Source organism: Bathymodiolus japonicus methanotrophic gill symbiont (genome assembly GCF_019721995.1).
GTDB lineage: Bacteria > Pseudomonadota > Gammaproteobacteria > Methylococcales > Methylomonadaceae > Methyloprofundus.
Genome location: NZ_BLYC01000010.1, coordinates 55,942 through 70,848, shown reverse-complemented (window position 1 = coordinate 70,848; position 14,907 = coordinate 55,942). Strand labels below are relative to the sequence as shown.

The 14,907-nt window shown below is 42.5% G+C and carries 17 protein-coding genes and 1 pseudogene; 8 read left to right on the top strand and 10 right to left on the bottom strand.

The window, feature by feature from the left end; genetic code table 11:
- Window positions 1–5 precede the first annotated feature (5 nt).
- A complete protein-coding gene (gene clpA / locus K6984_RS14735; protein WP_221896219.1) occupies window positions 6–2,267 on the top strand; it encodes an ATP-dependent Clp protease ATP-binding subunit ClpA in 2,262 nt (753 codons plus the stop codon).
- Between the two features lie 27 nt (window positions 2,268–2,294).
- Here the strand turns inward: clpA and infA are convergent, their stop codons facing one another.
- The 5 genes from infA to K6984_RS33680 form a co-directional block, all read right to left on the bottom strand.
- Window positions 2,295–2,513: a translation initiation factor IF-1 gene (infA, locus tag K6984_RS14730; RefSeq protein WP_221896218.1), complete on the bottom strand. Its 219-nt coding sequence runs from the start codon at window positions 2,511–2,513 to the stop codon at window positions 2,295–2,297.
- 157 nt (window positions 2,514–2,670) lie between these two features.
- Window positions 2,671–4,872, bottom strand: coding sequence for an Rne/Rng family ribonuclease (locus K6984_RS14725; protein WP_230988096.1), 2,202 nt, complete (start codon window positions 4,870–4,872; stop codon window positions 2,671–2,673).
- A 935-nt stretch (window positions 4,873–5,807) separates the two neighbouring features.
- The gene (locus K6984_RS14720; RefSeq protein WP_221896217.1) at window positions 5,808–6,089 is read right to left on the bottom strand and encodes a hypothetical protein; all 282 of its coding nucleotides are present in this window, start codon (window positions 6,087–6,089) and stop codon (window positions 5,808–5,810) included.
- A gap of 223 nt (window positions 6,090–6,312) precedes the next feature.
- Window positions 6,313–6,450, bottom strand: a complete 138-nt coding sequence (locus K6984_RS14715; RefSeq protein WP_221896216.1) for a hypothetical protein — start codon at window positions 6,448–6,450, stop codon at window positions 6,313–6,315.
- Window positions 6,451–6,477: 27 nt separating this feature from the next.
- Complete coding sequence (locus tag K6984_RS33680; RefSeq protein WP_263458596.1) at window positions 6,478–6,606, bottom strand: hypothetical protein; 129 nt, start codon at window positions 6,604–6,606, stop codon at window positions 6,478–6,480.
- A 141-nt stretch (window positions 6,607–6,747) separates the two neighbouring features.
- Between K6984_RS33680 and K6984_RS14710 the strand changes: the two genes are divergently transcribed.
- Window positions 6,748–7,098, top strand: coding sequence for a helix-turn-helix domain-containing protein (locus K6984_RS14710; protein WP_221896215.1), 351 nt, complete (start codon window positions 6,748–6,750; stop codon window positions 7,096–7,098).
- Here K6984_RS14710 and K6984_RS14705 read toward each other — a convergent pair.
- Together K6984_RS14705 and K6984_RS33675 are read right to left on the bottom strand one after the other, a co-directional pair.
- Window positions 7,039–7,191, bottom strand: coding sequence for a hypothetical protein (locus K6984_RS14705; protein WP_221896214.1), 153 nt, complete (start codon window positions 7,189–7,191; stop codon window positions 7,039–7,041). The genes K6984_RS14710 and K6984_RS14705 overlap by 60 nt on opposite strands.
- A gap of 27 nt (window positions 7,192–7,218) precedes the next feature.
- Window positions 7,219–7,347, bottom strand: coding sequence for a hypothetical protein (locus K6984_RS33675; RefSeq protein WP_263458596.1), 129 nt, complete (start codon window positions 7,345–7,347; stop codon window positions 7,219–7,221).
- 16 nt (window positions 7,348–7,363) lie between these two features.
- On the opposite strand from K6984_RS33675, the pseudogene K6984_RS14700 reads away from it, so the two are divergent.
- The 6 genes and pseudogenes from K6984_RS14700 to K6984_RS14675 all read left to right on the top strand — a co-directional run.
- Window positions 7,364–8,035, top strand: a pseudogene (locus K6984_RS14700) (IS30 family transposase); the annotation flags it as partial.
- 217 nt (window positions 8,036–8,252) lie between these two features.
- A complete protein-coding gene (locus K6984_RS14695; protein WP_221896266.1) occupies window positions 8,253–8,606 on the top strand; it encodes a 6-pyruvoyl trahydropterin synthase family protein in 354 nt (117 codons plus the stop codon).
- A 34-nt stretch (window positions 8,607–8,640) separates the two neighbouring features.
- Window positions 8,641–9,735 carry an AI-2E family transporter gene (locus K6984_RS14690; protein ID WP_221896212.1) on the top strand — a complete coding sequence of 365 codons (1,095 nt, stop codon included), beginning with the start codon at window positions 8,641–8,643 and terminating at the stop codon, window positions 9,733–9,735.
- Window positions 9,736–9,740: 5 nt separating this feature from the next.
- Window positions 9,741–10,511, top strand: coding sequence for a nucleoside triphosphate pyrophosphohydrolase (gene mazG, locus K6984_RS14685; protein ID WP_221896211.1), 771 nt, complete (start codon window positions 9,741–9,743; stop codon window positions 10,509–10,511).
- Window positions 10,512–10,725: 214 nt separating this feature from the next.
- Window positions 10,726–10,938: a SlyX family protein gene (locus tag K6984_RS14680; protein ID WP_420831675.1), complete on the top strand. Its 213-nt coding sequence runs from the start codon at window positions 10,726–10,728 to the stop codon at window positions 10,936–10,938.
- Window positions 10,939–10,957: 19 nt separating this feature from the next.
- Window positions 10,958–11,434, top strand: coding sequence for a YehS family protein (locus K6984_RS14675; protein ID WP_221896209.1), 477 nt, complete (start codon window positions 10,958–10,960; stop codon window positions 11,432–11,434).
- A 255-nt stretch (window positions 11,435–11,689) separates the two neighbouring features.
- Here the strand turns inward: K6984_RS14675 and K6984_RS14670 are convergent, their stop codons facing one another.
- Genes K6984_RS14670 through recG form a run of 3 tightly spaced genes read right to left on the bottom strand, consistent with a single transcriptional unit; the run spans window position 11,690 to window position 14,833 of the window.
- Window positions 11,690–12,130 carry a VOC family protein gene (locus tag K6984_RS14670; RefSeq protein WP_221896208.1) on the bottom strand — a complete coding sequence of 147 codons (441 nt, stop codon included), beginning with the start codon at window positions 12,128–12,130 and terminating at the stop codon, window positions 11,690–11,692.
- A 46-nt stretch (window positions 12,131–12,176) separates the two neighbouring features.
- A complete protein-coding gene (locus K6984_RS14665) occupies window positions 12,177–12,737 on the bottom strand; it encodes a chorismate--pyruvate lyase family protein (RefSeq protein WP_221896207.1) in 561 nt (186 codons plus the stop codon).
- A 5-nt stretch (window positions 12,738–12,742) separates the two neighbouring features.
- Window positions 12,743–14,833, bottom strand: coding sequence for an ATP-dependent DNA helicase RecG (gene recG / locus K6984_RS14660; RefSeq protein WP_221896206.1), 2,091 nt, complete (start codon window positions 14,831–14,833; stop codon window positions 12,743–12,745).
- Window positions 14,834–14,907: the final 74 nt, after the last annotated feature.

Below are 14,907 nucleotides of genomic sequence, written 5' to 3'. Positions count from 1 at the left end.
ATATTATGTTAAGTAAAGATCTTGAAGTGACATTGAATCTGGCTTTTGTTTCAGCACATGAGAAACGTCATGAGTTTATTACAGTCGAACATTTATTATTAGCGTTACTCGATAATGACAGTGCACTGCAAGTGCTATCAGTATGCGCGTGCGATGTGGCTAGTTTGCGTGGCGAGATAACCCAGTTTATTGATGAAACAATTAGCTTATTATCCGTTGAAGGAAGGCGTGAAGCGCAACCCACACTAGGTTTTCAGCGAGTTTTGCAGCGTGCTGTTTTTCATGCCCAGGCACCTGATAAAAAAGAAGTCGATGGCGCTAATTTATTGGTCGCCTTGTTTAGCGAACAGGATTCACATGCTGTTTATTTATTAAATAAACAGGATATACAACGTCTGGATGTGGTCAATTTCCTATCTCATGGAATATCCAGGACGGATCAGGAAGTTCCGGAGCAAAAAGATAGCACAGGAAATATTGAGCCGGAAGCAGCAGAAAGCCCACTCGATAAGTACACAACTAATCTTAATCAGGAAGCTATTGAAGGAAAAATTGACCCACTGATCGGCCGCGAACTGGAATTGGAACGCACGGTGCAGGTTTTATGTCGTCGGCGTAAAAACAATCCCCTTTTAGTAGGTGAAGCAGGTGTGGGGAAAACAGCTATTGCTGAAGGTCTGGCAAAGAAAATTGTCGAGGAAGAAGTGCCCGAATTTTTGCAGGACTGCGTTATTTATTCACTGGACCTTGGCTCTCTGGTAGCCGGAACTAAATATCGAGGCGATTTTGAAAAGCGGCTTAAGGCGTTAATGAACCAGTTAACACAAGATTCTAAAGCTATTTTATTTATTGATGAAATTCATACTATCATCGGTGCGGGATCCGCTTCTGGTGGGGTTATGGATGCTTCAAACCTAATCAAGCCCGCTCTGGCATCTGGTAAATTGCGTTGCATAGGCTCTACGACTTATCAGGAGTATCGGGGTATTTTTGAAAAAGACCATGCACTCGCTCGACGCTTTCAGAAAGTAGATGTAATGGAACCCTCCGTAGATGAAACTTACCTGATATTAAAAGGCTTACAGAGCCGTTTTGAGGAATATCACGAGCTTAAATACAGTCTGGATAGTTTACGTGTTGCTGCAGAATTATCAGACCGACATATCAGTGATCGTTTCTTACCTGATAAAGCAATAGATGTGATTGATGAAGCCGGTGCCAAGCAGCGTCTGATGCCTGAAGGGGAGCGAAATAACCTGATTGATACGCATGAAATAGAAGAGGTGGTTGCAAAAATTGCACGCATACCCCCTAAATCAGTTTCCAGTAATGACCAGGATAAATTAAAAAACCTTGAGAAGAACCTGAAAATGCTGGTTTTTGGCCAGGATGAAGCAATAGCATCGCTATCCTCTGCGATTAAACTCTCCCGGGCAGGCTTGCGCGATATCAGTAAAACCATAGGTTCATTCTTATTTGCAGGTCCCACAGGCGTAGGTAAAACAGAAGTGACCAAGCAACTAGCTCACCTGATGGGTGTAGAGTTAATTCGCTTTGATATGTCCGAATATATGGAAAGTCATACGGTGTCGCGCTTGATTGGTGCTCCTCCCGGTTATGTCGGTTATGATCAAGGGGGATTACTAACCGAACAGGTTAATAAGCATCCTCATGCAGTGCTGTTATTAGATGAGCTGGAAAAAGCGCACCCTGATGTGTTTAATCTACTCTTACAGGTTATGGATCATGGTACTTTAACGGATAACAATGGCCGTAAAGCGGACTTTAGAAATATTATCCTGGTGATGACAACCAATGCCGGGGCAGAAGAGGAAAGTCGAGCATCGATAGGCTTTACGCAACAAGAGCATTTCAGTGATAGCATGCGGGTGGTGGAAAAAACCTTTTCCCCGGAGTTTAGAAACCGCCTGGATACGATTATTCAATTTAAGCCGCTAGATATCGCAATCGTAGGGAATGTGGTCGACAAGTTTATATTTGAACTGGAAACTTTATTACTCGAGAAAAATGTGACTTTCAGCCTTGATGCGGAAGCCAGACTCTGGTTAGCTGAACATGGCTGTGACCCTAAAATGGGGGCAAGACCAATGGCGCGTCTTATTCAGGATAAAATCAAAAAGCCACTGGCCAATGATTTATTATTCGGCAAACTAGAGCAGGGCGGGCATGTCCGCGTGACCGTGCAGAATAATGAATTAGCGTTTACGATAGAAAGTAAACAGCTGAGTATTCCGGAAAGTAATTAGTATTGAAGTATGCGTTAAGCGGAAGGCTTAGCGCATACGAAATGTTATGCGACCTTTTGTTAAGTCGTAAGGTGTCATTTCTACCTTAACTTTATCACCGGTCAGGATGCGTATGTAATGCTTACGCATTTTACCAGAGATATGCGCAGTAATTACATGACCATTTTCTAACTCAACTCTAAACATGGTATTCGGGAGGGTCTCGGTAATCGTACCATCCATTTCTATTTGATCTTCTTTTGCCATCTGTTTTCTATATTCTAATTTATCAGTAAATTTTTTATTCTAGCAGTTTTTATTTGCTAAAGACAGTAATAATAAAGCATAGACAAAACTGACTCTGTCTATGCTCTTTATATTTATGTTTTGGAAAAACAAAGTTTCAATTAATTTTTCTTGGCCGTTAGTCTTCAGTATTAGTTACAGTAGTATTAGGTTTTGACTCTGATGACGTCTTAGCGGCAGAAATATTTTTTTGATGATTTGCAGCATAAGACTGACTATCGCTGTTTTTATCTATGTTCACACTTGTTTCTTTTTGCGTCTGCTGGTTATTCGCTTTGCCACTATCTGCTGGCGTGTCAACTGAGTTATTTTCTTCGATCCCTTGCTTTGCAACTCTAGGCTTGCGGTTATATCCTCGGGGGTTAGGCTTGCGGTTCTGATTTCTAGGTTTAGACTCGGATGTTTCAGTATTACTTGCAGCTGTAGACTCGCTATTCTTAGCAGGGGCTGGTTTTTGCGTATCAGCAGGCTTCTTAGCTTGCGATTTATTGCGATCCCGGTTATTTGCGTTTTTATTGCGATTTCTGTTATTCGAGTTGCGACGGTTATTAGGATTTCTACGGTTGTTCTGCGGTTTGTCGCTTGTGGTTCTTGCCGGTTTTTCACCTTTGCCAGAGGTTTCGGCCGATTCTTCCTGGGCACTCGAACCGCCTATGAGTTTAGTCCAAAAGCGATTTATTAAACCTGCAGAGGTTTTTTTGTTCTGCACAGGCGCGGGTGCATCAGGCAAAAATTCTTTAATAGCAGCCTGCTCAGCTTGAGGTGCTGCTTGCCTGGCAAATTCCGGCAAAGAAGTATCCTCTGCTTTTATTTTGGTATAGCTAGCTACTTCTTCAGAGCCATCCTCATCTTTAGATTTAATGCGTTCTATATCATATGCCGGTGTTTCCAGATGTTTACTGGGTAATACTATAATTCGCACGTTTAAGCGCGACTCAATTTGATCGATAGAAGGACGTTTTTCATTCAGTAGGAAGGTAGCACACTCTATTGGTAAATGAGCAATGACTTTTTCCGTGCCGTTTTTCATGGCTTCTTCTTCAAGAATACGCAAGACAGATAAAGCAACAGACTCAACATTACGAATCTCACCCTGCCCATTACAACGGGGGCAGGTAAGCTGGGTTGTGTCACCTAGGGAAGGGCGCAATCTCTGCCGCGACATCTCCAACAAACCAAAGCGAGAAATACGGCTGGTTTGCACACGCGCACGGTCAATTTTTAGCGCATCACGCAATCTGGTTTCTACTGCACGCTGATTTTTATTGGCCAGCATATCAATAAAATCGATCACGAATAGACCTCCTAGATCACGCAGCCTTAGTTGACGCGCAATTTCATCTGCTGCTTCCAGGTTGGTATTTAAGGCAGTTTCTTCAATATCACTACCTTTAGTTGAGCGTGCAGAGTTGATATCGATAGAGGTCAGTGCTTCAGTATGATCAATTACCAATTCACCACCCGAAGGTAGCGCAACTTCACGGCTATAGGCGGTCTCAATCTGGGTTTCAATCTGATAGCGGTTAAACAGCGGCACATCGTCGCAGTATAACTTGGCTTTGTTTAGATAATGCGGCATAACCTGTTTGAGGAAGTTATGCACTAACTTAAAAGACGATTCCTTATCAATTAGAATTTCATCTATATCGGCACGTAGATGGTCACGTAGGGCACGAATAATAACATTGCTTTCCTGGAAAATAAGGAATGGCTGACTCTGCTCTTTAGATGACCGGTCTATCGCTTCCCATAACTGTAGCAAGTAATTTAAGTCCCACTGCAATTCTTCAGTGCTTTTTCCACAACCAGCGGTACGTACAATAAGCCCCATGTTTTCAGGGACTTCCAGTCCTACCATGGCGTCACGCAGTTCATTGCGTGTTTCACCTTCTATACGTCGGGAAATGCCGCCGGCCTTCGGGTTATTAGGCATTAACACCAGGTAAGTCCCGGCAAGGCTAATATATGTAGTTAGCGCCGCACCTTTATTGCCACGCTCTTCCTTTTCAATCTGGACAATGACTTCCTGTCCTTCCCGTAATTGTTCTTTAATTTTTGCGCGACTTAGATTTAAATCATCTGAGTACACTGCGCTAGGTGAAACTTCTTTGAGAGGTAAAAAACCATGTTTATCTACACCATAGTTAACAAAGGCTGCTTCCAGACTTGGCTCAATACGGGTAATAATACCTTTATAGATATTAGATTTTTTTTGTTCGTGTGAAGGGTGTTCTATGTCAAAATCATACAGTTTTTGACCATCTACCAATGCAACACGCAGTTCTTCAGACTGCGTTGCGTTGATAAGCATTCTTTTCATTAATTTATCCTTGCTTGATCCTGATGTTCCGTGCAGAAGATAAAAAAGACTTTTTCGTATGGGTTACTAGCAATACAAGCAGCTAATAATGACCACAGCAGAGACGATCTACTATAGTTCAGAGCGTGTTATTGCATAGCAAAGCTATGTCTGATTACACAATGAAAATATATAGCAAGACCCAAAGTTGGGTGCTTATAACATCATTTTCTGGCGGCGTTTATTGCATCATAGCAATAACACCTTAAAATGTAGGCTTTCAATCACATCATTGACTGTTTTACTGAAAACGCATGTCCAGGAGAATTTATAGTACTATGGCGCTCTACTGGTGTTTAAACTCCAGGTATTACAGTCTGGATTAATCAAACGTAAAACACGGTCTTTTTTATCGTTCGGCCTTTATCAGGTCGAGTATCGCTCGTCATGGGTCGAGCGTAAAAACCCAAAATCTGTTTTGCTATATTATTCCGTTTAAAGTAACTATTCAATTGAGGCGGGTATTGAATTACGCGATACCCTGTGTAAATGCAACAATTGATGAATTATGCCGTGTACGGTCTTATTGTATTCATCTTGATTAGTGACTCTTGAATAACAAGCAGCGCATAAACTGCAATTACAGCTTATAGCTTTACAATTATAACCTGTTACGCTCTAGATTGTAATATTCTTAATAAAATACACAACCGCACCCGCTAAAACGTTTAATTTGGCCTGTCATAACCTTCCTAAACCCTGAATTTAATCTCGACTCTCCACACGAAAACCTTCTATGGATAGCGCTCGGTGAACCAGCGAAAATCCTGTGCTCGCTTGCCCCACAGACCAAGATAGTTTTCCGGGGGAATTTCAAAAAAATCCAAACAGTCCGGAATGCCCGCCGCAGACCTAATCCGGCTCCGTCTAGATGTTGATTGTTCATGACGGGAATCTCATCCTCGATTTTTTTTTAGAAAATCATTCTCTACTTTCAGTTGCCCTATCTGCTTGTACAGATCGTCAACTAAAGCCTGCTGGTCATTATCCTGTTGTTTCCTTTTAGTCGAGAATGCTTCAGGAATAACCTCTAATACAGCTTTTTTCCAATTGTTGATTTGTGTTGCATGAATACCATATTTCGCGGTAATTTCAGCTCTTGTCTTTTCCCCTTTTAGTACGTCTAATACCACTTTTACTTTGGTTTGCGTACTATGCTTCTTCCGATTTATGGTCATTTCTTAATCCTCAGTTTTGAGGGCAAGATTCTATCTTAAATGCTGGTCTAGTTTTTGGGGATCATTATACTTTTGATGCGGTTGATGTCGCCGTGCCACTTGAAAGGCAACAGGAAAGCCTTAATCGTATTGTAGAGCTGGTAAATATGCAGTATCACTTTAATGATAAAGATGCGGTGCGCGATTACTTTACACAATTAACCGGCTTATTTAAAAACTTGAATTATTCACCCAGCAATCGCTGAAAATCCTGGAAACGGAGCTTTAGCGAAGTGAAGATTTTTAGTCCGCGATAGCCGTAGGGCCGTTGTTTTGTCGGAGTCTGAGCGTTAGCGAAGGTGGAGACAAAATAAAAGGCCATCCGACACGGCGTCAAGTCATTTGGAGCCTATGTTCCGACCCCTTGTTGGGTCGGGACGAGGTGACGAGGACGAATCGGGGCCGCCGGAGGCATAAGTGGTCGCGTTAAGTTTTTGCTGCTTGCTTGGGCTGGGATGCCCAAAACAAGCTTTCGCAAAAATAGCGACTCCCCGATCGCCTGAATTCGTATAATAAGTGCATAACCCTCTGCAAGTATTGGCTAGACTAACACCTGTTGAATTAAGACAAGACATAGGTGTAAAGTAAACAGCTACCAAACAATTTACAGAGGCTACAAATGAGCTATACACACCTATGTCCTGAAGAAAGATATTATATAGAAATTGAATTAAAAAAGGGAACTTCACAGAATAAAATAGCAGAAGCCTTAGAACGAAGCCAAAGCAATATTTCACGCGAGATTAAACGCAATACAGGTCAAAGAGGCTACAGGCATAAACAAGCAGAAGATTTTGCCCAAGAACGACACAAAAACAAGCCTAAAGAGGTTAAATTAACGGATGAAATAAAAGGCATTGTTAATGTTCGCATTGAGGATGACTGGAGTCCTGAGCAGATTGCAGGGCGGTTAAAACAAGAAGGTATAATTAGTCTTCATCCGCTGAAAATCCTGGAAACGGAGCTTTAGCGAAGTGAAGATTTTTAGTCCGCGATAGCCGTAGGGCCGTTGTTTTGTCGGAGTCTGAGCGTTAGCGAAGGTGGAGACAAAATAAAAGGCCATCCGACACGGCGTCAAGTCATTTGGAGCCTATGTTCCGACCCCTTGTTGGGTCGGGACGAGGTGACGAGGACGAATCGGGGCCGCCGGAGGCATAAGTGGTCGCGTTAAGTTTTTGCTGCTTGCTTGGGCTGGGATGCCCAAAACAAGCTTTCGCAAAAATAGCGACTCCCCGAATGAAACAATCTACCAGCATATTCTGGCGGACAAAAAGGCAGGGGGTGAACTATACAAGCATCTTCGGCATCAGAACAAAACCTATCGCAAGCGGTATGGGTCAGCCCATAATAGGACAGGAATCCCTAATAGAGTCGATATAGATGAGCGTCCTGAAGAGGTCAACAACCGTAAGCGTATAGGTGATTGGGAGGCAGATACAATCATTGGGAAAAATCACAAAGGGGCGATTGTAACGCTGGATGAGCGAGTCTCTAAATTACGGTTGGCCTTCCCTTTAGCGGGGAAAAAGGCTCAATATGTATTAGACGCAACTATTTTAATGCTTGATCCTATAAAAAGCTTTGTTAAAACAATTACTTTTGATAACGGGAAAGAGTTTACCCTGCATGAAAAAATAGCAGAAGCACTAGGTTGTGATACGTATTTTTCGACTCCCTACAGCTCTTGGGAAAGAGGGCAAAATGAGAATGCTAATGGCTTATTAAGACAGTATTTCCCTAAAGTAATGGAGTTGATTGATGTTACGATAAAAGAGGTTTTTATAGCCGTTGATAAGCTAAATAGTCGCCCTAAAAAGTGTCTCAATTACAAAACACCTTATGAGGTATTTGAAGAGCTGACTGGGATAGATATGAAAAATTTATTGGGTTATGTACTTATGACTTGAATTCAGGTCGAATGAATATAGTGATTACAGTGAAAAAATAGAGCAGTTAAGCAAGTCGGTCATGCACGAATAGCAACAGGCTATTTAGCAATGTCAGTAAGTTCAAACTATTAAGTTTTACAAGTAAAAAGTTTAAGCATGTTAAAATGATACTCTATCAGAGCCGGCTTTATAGGGTCGGCTTTTTTCATGATTAATATCAGTGGAACAAAATAGCGTGTACACAATTTCCAAGCAATTTAATTTTAGTGCAAGTCATATTATTGAGGGACTACCAGAGCAACACCCCTGTAGCCGATTGCACGGGCATAATTATGTTGTCGAACTGGTTCTGGCCGCAGAAGAACTCAATGCAACCGGATTTGTGGTTGATTATAATGAACTAATTGTTTTTAAAAAAATGATTGATGAGACGCTGGATCATCGTCACCTTAATGATGTCTTAACAGGTTCTACCACAGCAGAAAGTATAGCCAAATATCTATACGATCATGCCAGGCAGATCTGGCAGGAAGTCATTTCAGTCAGTGTCAGCGAGACACCGAAAACTAATGCTACGTATTGCCCCTGACATCTAATAAAAATAACAATAATAAATAGTCACTATGCAGCGTAATGATTTTTCCAATCTACAATTTTTAAAAGACAGTATAAAGCGAATTCTACCCAATTCGCAAGCAGTGGCTTTAGCGATTATTTTAATCGTTGGATTCTTGTTAATTACATCTCTGGCTGATGTATTAATGCCGGTTTTTATTGCCATTGTATTAGCCTACTTATTAGAAGGCATGGTCAAAAAGCTAGAGCATAAACTAAAGCGTCTACCTGCTGTATTAATTGTGTTTTCAGGGTTTATGGGTGCTTTTAGTTATTTATTATTTGGCCTGATGCCTATGCTATATAAGCAGCTAAAACAGCTCTTGCAGCATACACCGGACATTATAAAAAGCTCGCAAGCAGAAATTTTGAAATTGCCGGAAGCCTATCCGCAAATTATATCTGCTGATAAATTGCGTGAACTCATGTTTGCTATTCAGCAAGAGGCATTGAGCTATGGCCAGGACTTATTAAGCTTTTCCGCCTCATCGGTAGTAGGCATTATCAGTGTCTTAGTCTATTTGATTTTGGTTCCGGTGCTAATCTTTTTCTGTTTGAAAGATAAGAAAATTTTATTAGACTGGTTTGCTAAGTTTTTACCCCGGGATAGGTTGTTATCTGTCAATGTCTGGGTCGAAGTAGATATGCAATTGGGTAACTATATACGTGGGAAATTTGTCGAGGTTTTAATACTTGGTATTGTCAGTTATATGACATTTTCTGCGTTAGGGCTTAATTATGCGGTATTGTTGTCTGTGTTTATGGGGCTGCAAGTGATTATCCCATACGTAGGTGCTACGCTAGTGACTTTTCCTGTTTTGGGCGTGGCCTTTTTTCAATGGGGGTTTGGCGGCGATGAATTTATGTACACGGTAATTGCTTATTCAATCATACAGGCTATTGATGGTGTGGTTTTAGTACCACTGCTTTTCTCGGAAGCGGTTAACCTGCATCCGGCTGCCATTATCGTTGCTATCTTGTTTTTTGGTGGACTTTGGGGGTTTTGGGGCGTCTTTTTTGCTATTCCTCTTGCTACTCTGGTTAAAGCAGTGGTATCAGCCTGGCCACGCCTGGATGATAAAATGAACACCTATGAAATGTAGTGACTATGAAAAATATGCAGCAGTTAAGAGATCCGCAAACCGGTTGTTCATGGGATAAAAAGCAGGACTTTAGCAGTCTGATTCCCTACACGCTGGAAGAGGCGTATGAAGTTGTCGATGCGATTGAACGCGGTGATATGCAGGATCTTAAATCTGAATTAGGTGACTTGTTGTTCCAGGTAGTGTTCCATGCCCAGCTTGCAGCAGAGCAGGGACTATTTGATTTTGAACAGGTTGCAGCGGGTATTACTGACAAATTAGTTCGCAGACATCCACATGTCTTTGCGGACGTAGTTTATGCCAATGAAGCTGAGCAACATCGGGCATGGGAAACATTTAAATCTTCCGAGAGGGAGGCAAAAGAAGTAGCAAACCATACTATATTATCTGGTGTGGCAAAAAATCTACCCGCTCTAGTGCAGTGCAAGAAAATTCAGGATCGAGCTGCACATCATGGTTTTGGCTGGGTGGCAGTTGAGCCTGTTTACGATAAAGTTCTGGAAGAACTAGACGAAGTTAAAGAAGCCTGGGAGTCAGGCGACAAGCAGCATATAGAAGAGGAGATAGGCGATTTATTGCTGGTTGCTGTTAATCTCGCTAGACATATGCAGATTGATCCCGAACAGGCACTCAAAAAAAGCACCCGGAAATTTACCCAGCGCTTTGAATATATAGAAAATAAAGTGCTGCAATCTGGACGGGAAGTTAAACAATGTGAGCTAGATGAATTAGATGGCTTATGGAATGAAGCAAAACTTACTCTGAAGAAAATATAAGCTGTAGCGCGGACTTTAGTCCGCAATTATTGATTTAGAAGCAGAATTTTTAATACTCGAAACTATATATTCCGTAGGATGTGCTTCGTTCCTCAGCGCATCCTACAGCTTTCGGGTTTAATTTAATTTTCAACCCTTAGAGTAGCGGACTAAAGTCTACTCTACATCGAGTTTTTCACTCCCTGATTTCCCCAAATAAAATAAGACTATGACCGTGCAACGCATTATTGCAATAGAAACCAAAATTGCCTATCAGGAAGATACCATTGCCCAACTTAATGAGGTGGTATGTAAGCAGCAAACCCAGATAGATGCATTAGAACTCCTAACACAGCAATTGATCGGCCGGGTACGTGATTTATCGGAAGCGTCAGCGCAATCTGCAGGTGCATTTTCGGCTGCGGATGAACGTCCACCGCATTATTAATGAATAAGTTGATTCAGCAATGACTAATAACGATGTTTTACGGCGTATCCGTTACACTTTTGATTTTAATGATACCCGCATGATTGCATTATTTGCGCTGGCGGATCATCAGGTGTCGCGGCAGCAGATCAGCGCCTGGCTAAAAAAAGATGACGATCCTGAGTACCAGGCATGTAGAGATACTGAACTGGCAATTTTCCTGAATGGTTTGATTAACCATAAACGTGGCAAGAAGCCTGGCACGCAACCCAAGCCAGAGCAGCGGCTGACGAATAATATTATCTTTAGAAAATTAAAAATCGCGTTAAATCTTAAGGATGACGATATTCTGGCGATCATGCAACTCGTTGACTTTCGCTTGAGCAAGCATGAGTTAAGTGCATTTTTTCGTAAGCCAGAACATAAAAATTATCGTGAATGTAAAAATCAGATTTTGCGTAATTTTTTAGCCGGAATGCAGCTTAAATACCGGAAAAAGGCTGATCGTATCTCCTAATATAAATGTTTCGAGTAGTTGATGAAAAAAACAAGACTCACCATGAAGGTCATGAAGAAAAACAAAATAACCTTCGTGTCCTTCATGGAGAAAATACAAGTTAAAAAATGTCGTTCACAATTAAAAGGCTTCCTCAAGCTACCTGATATACAGTTGGGGTTTGACTAAACGTGAATAAGTGTGTCATTAATCCTCCGGTGAAAAAGGACAGCATAAGCTGCTCATTCAACCATTTATATTATCTGCACTTTGATATTACCAGCTACCGGTATTTTCCATAGAAGCCCAGGGTTCAGTAGGGCTTAGCGGCTCACCTTTTTGCAATAGTTCAATGGAAATCAGATCGGGCGAGCGGATAAAGGCCATATAACCATCGCGTGGTGGCCGGTTAATAATTACACCACTCTCCAGTAGTTTTTGGCAAGTAGCGTAAATATCATCGACTTCAAAAGCCAGGTGGCCAAAATTTCGTCCATCGGCGTACACTTCAGTATCCCAGTTATAGGTTAACTCCAGTAACGGCGCCTGGGTGTTTTTTGCCAGCTCGGAATCTGCCGGGGCATTTAAGTACACGAGTGTGTAACGACCAGCTTCATCGTCAAATCGATGTGATTCCTGGATGCCTAATTGCTGGCAGTAAAAATGTAGGGCTGCGTCCAGGTCTTGTACTCTGACCATGGTATGTAAATAGCGCATATGTATTCTTCCTTATTCAGGTTTAAGTATTTACTTAATGTGGGTTCTAATGATTCAAAATTGCCGGTAAAAAAAACTCACTAACCAATAGCGGGTGATGATGAATGGCATAAATGGTTCTACGTCCCCATAGGGGTTGTGTAACCAGCATCATCTGTTGTATAGATGACCGCCAGCTATGCACGGGGACCTGTGTAATTTCCAGTGCCAGGCGTTCTAATCTGGGGTATGAAAAAATCACTTCGCCCAGAGGACGATTACCCAGGTGCGACAGGTTTCGATGTGCGCTACTGATAGTCTGTTTAGGCAGGATAGTTCGTGCGAGTACCAGAGGAATATCATCAGCATACAGCAGTACTTCTCGGGTCAGAGTATATTTTATGGGTGACGTTTTTAGTAGCTTGCTTTCGGATATAAATGCTCTTTGCCATTGGTTTTTAAGCACCTGCACACGCACGCGCGAGCCATAGTAGTCTCGAAGTCTTTGGGTAATAGAGCCGGGCTCGTAAATCCACGAAGCAGCATTATCAGGGATGTTTAAACGACTTTTTAAGCGATTACAGAACCAGGTTGGCTCTTTTGGATATAAGCTGCTTTTATTGTTCAATATTATCAAACCTCTGCATATTTCGTTGTCGATCCTAACCAGCGCTCAACCAGCGGCTGAATATTTTCGGGATAGTTTTGCTGGATAAGATTGACTGCTATGTCGACCTGATCCAGTAAATCAATATCGTTCTCCAGGCTGGCAATTTTAAATTGCATTTGCCCGGTTTGCCTGGTGCCCATCATCTCACCCGGGCCGCGTAATTCTAAGTCTTTTTCGGCAATAATAAAACCATCACTGGTTTCGCGCAAAATATTAAGTCGCTCGCCAGCTGTTTTTGATAAGGGCGATTGATACATTAACAGGCAGAAACTATCATCACTACCACGGCCAACACGCCCGCGTAACTGGTGTAGCTGAGAGAGGCCCAGTCGCTCAGGGTTTTCGATAATCATCAGTCCGGCATTAGGCACATCAACGCCGACTTCGATCACTGTGGTTGCAACCAGTAGATCCAGTTGATGCTTTTTAAACGCTTGCATCACCTGGTCTTTATCCGCTGCTTTCATGCGTCCATGCACCAGGCCTATACGTACCTCTGGCAGTATTTCGACTAAATGTGCAGCCGTTTTCTCTGCCGCTTCACACTGTAATGCTTCGGATTCTTCGATTAAGGTACATACCCAGTAGCTTTGTCTGCCTTGCTGTATCCAGTTGTTGATTTTGGCAATGACCTCGCTACGCCGCTGTGCAGAAATAGCGCGGGTAACAACCGGAATTCTGCCAGGAGGCAGTTCATCAATAATGGAAATATCCAAGTCTGCATAATTAAGCATTGCGAGGGTTCGAGGGATAGGCGTTGCAGTCATAATTAACTGATGCGGCTTGTTGTTTTTATGCTGGCCTTTATCTCGCAATGCCATGCGCTGATTAACACCGAAGCGGTGTTGCTCATCAATAATGATCAGCCCCAAGCGGGCAAATACAACTGCATCCTGAAATAAGGCATGGGTGCCGATAATAATACCGGCACTGCCATCTGCTATTGCTTCCAGTGCTTGCTGGCGTTTTTTGCCTTTTAGCTGTCCGGTTAGAAAGATAATATGAGTATCAAAGCACTTAAACCAAACACTAAAATTGCGTAGATGCTGTTCAGCCAGCAATTCGGTAGGTGCCATAATAGCTACTTGATATTGACTACTTAAGGCAAGCAAGGCAGCGTATGCAGAGACTACGGTTTTTCCTGAGCCTACATCGCCTTGTATTAAGCGTAACATCGGAGAGTTGCTGGCACAATCAGTTGTGATTTCAGCAATAACCCGCTGTTGGGCATTAGTTAGCTTAAAACTGAGGCTAGCTAGAAACTGTCTGGCTTGCTGTTTGCTACATTCTAAGACGGGAGCCTGCCAGTGCTTATCTGCCGATTTTCGTTGCAGCTGACTTAACTGATGGGCAACGAATTCTTCAAAAGCCAGACGTTTTAATGCCGGGTTAGGGTAGTTGACTAAGGTATCAAGCGATATGCCTGGGGCTGGCGTATGCAGGGTATTTAATGCATCAATTAAAGTGGGATATTGAAATTTGCGTAATACCGCCGCAGGTAATAAATCGGGAAGTGAGTCGGGGGCATTGTTGTACAAAGTTAACGCCTGCTCTACCGCTTTTCTAATACTGCTCTGGCGTAGCCCTTCAGTAAGTGGGTAGATTGCGCTCAGGGTATCTTTGGTGATGCAGTCATCAATTTGCTGGATGACTTTATATTCAGGGTGGATCATTTCATGGCCCGAGTAGCCATCTTTAATTTCCCCAAAGCAGCTGATTAATGTTCCCGAACTAAGGCTATTGTATTGCTTGGCTGTAAAATGAAAAAAGCGCAGCCCTAGATAGCCGGTTTCATCGCTGATCTGACAGACTAATGTGCGCCGGCCCCGATTTAGAATGCTGCTGGAAACGACTTTCGCGCAGATTAAGGCGACACTACCCGGGGTGAGCTCATTTATTGCCTGAACACGGGTGCGATCTTCATAACGCAAGGGCAGGTGAAAGATTAGATCACGAATCTGGCGAATAGCTAATTTTTCCAGGCGGCCTACTGTTTGCCCACCGATACCTTTGAGTGATGCGACAGATTGGTTTAGAATGCCCTGTGAATCCATGGTAAGTCATTAACTTTAGCAGTAGGAGTGGCTCGGAATTAGGCCGCTAATGTTTTAAAATGTTAAAAAAGGGG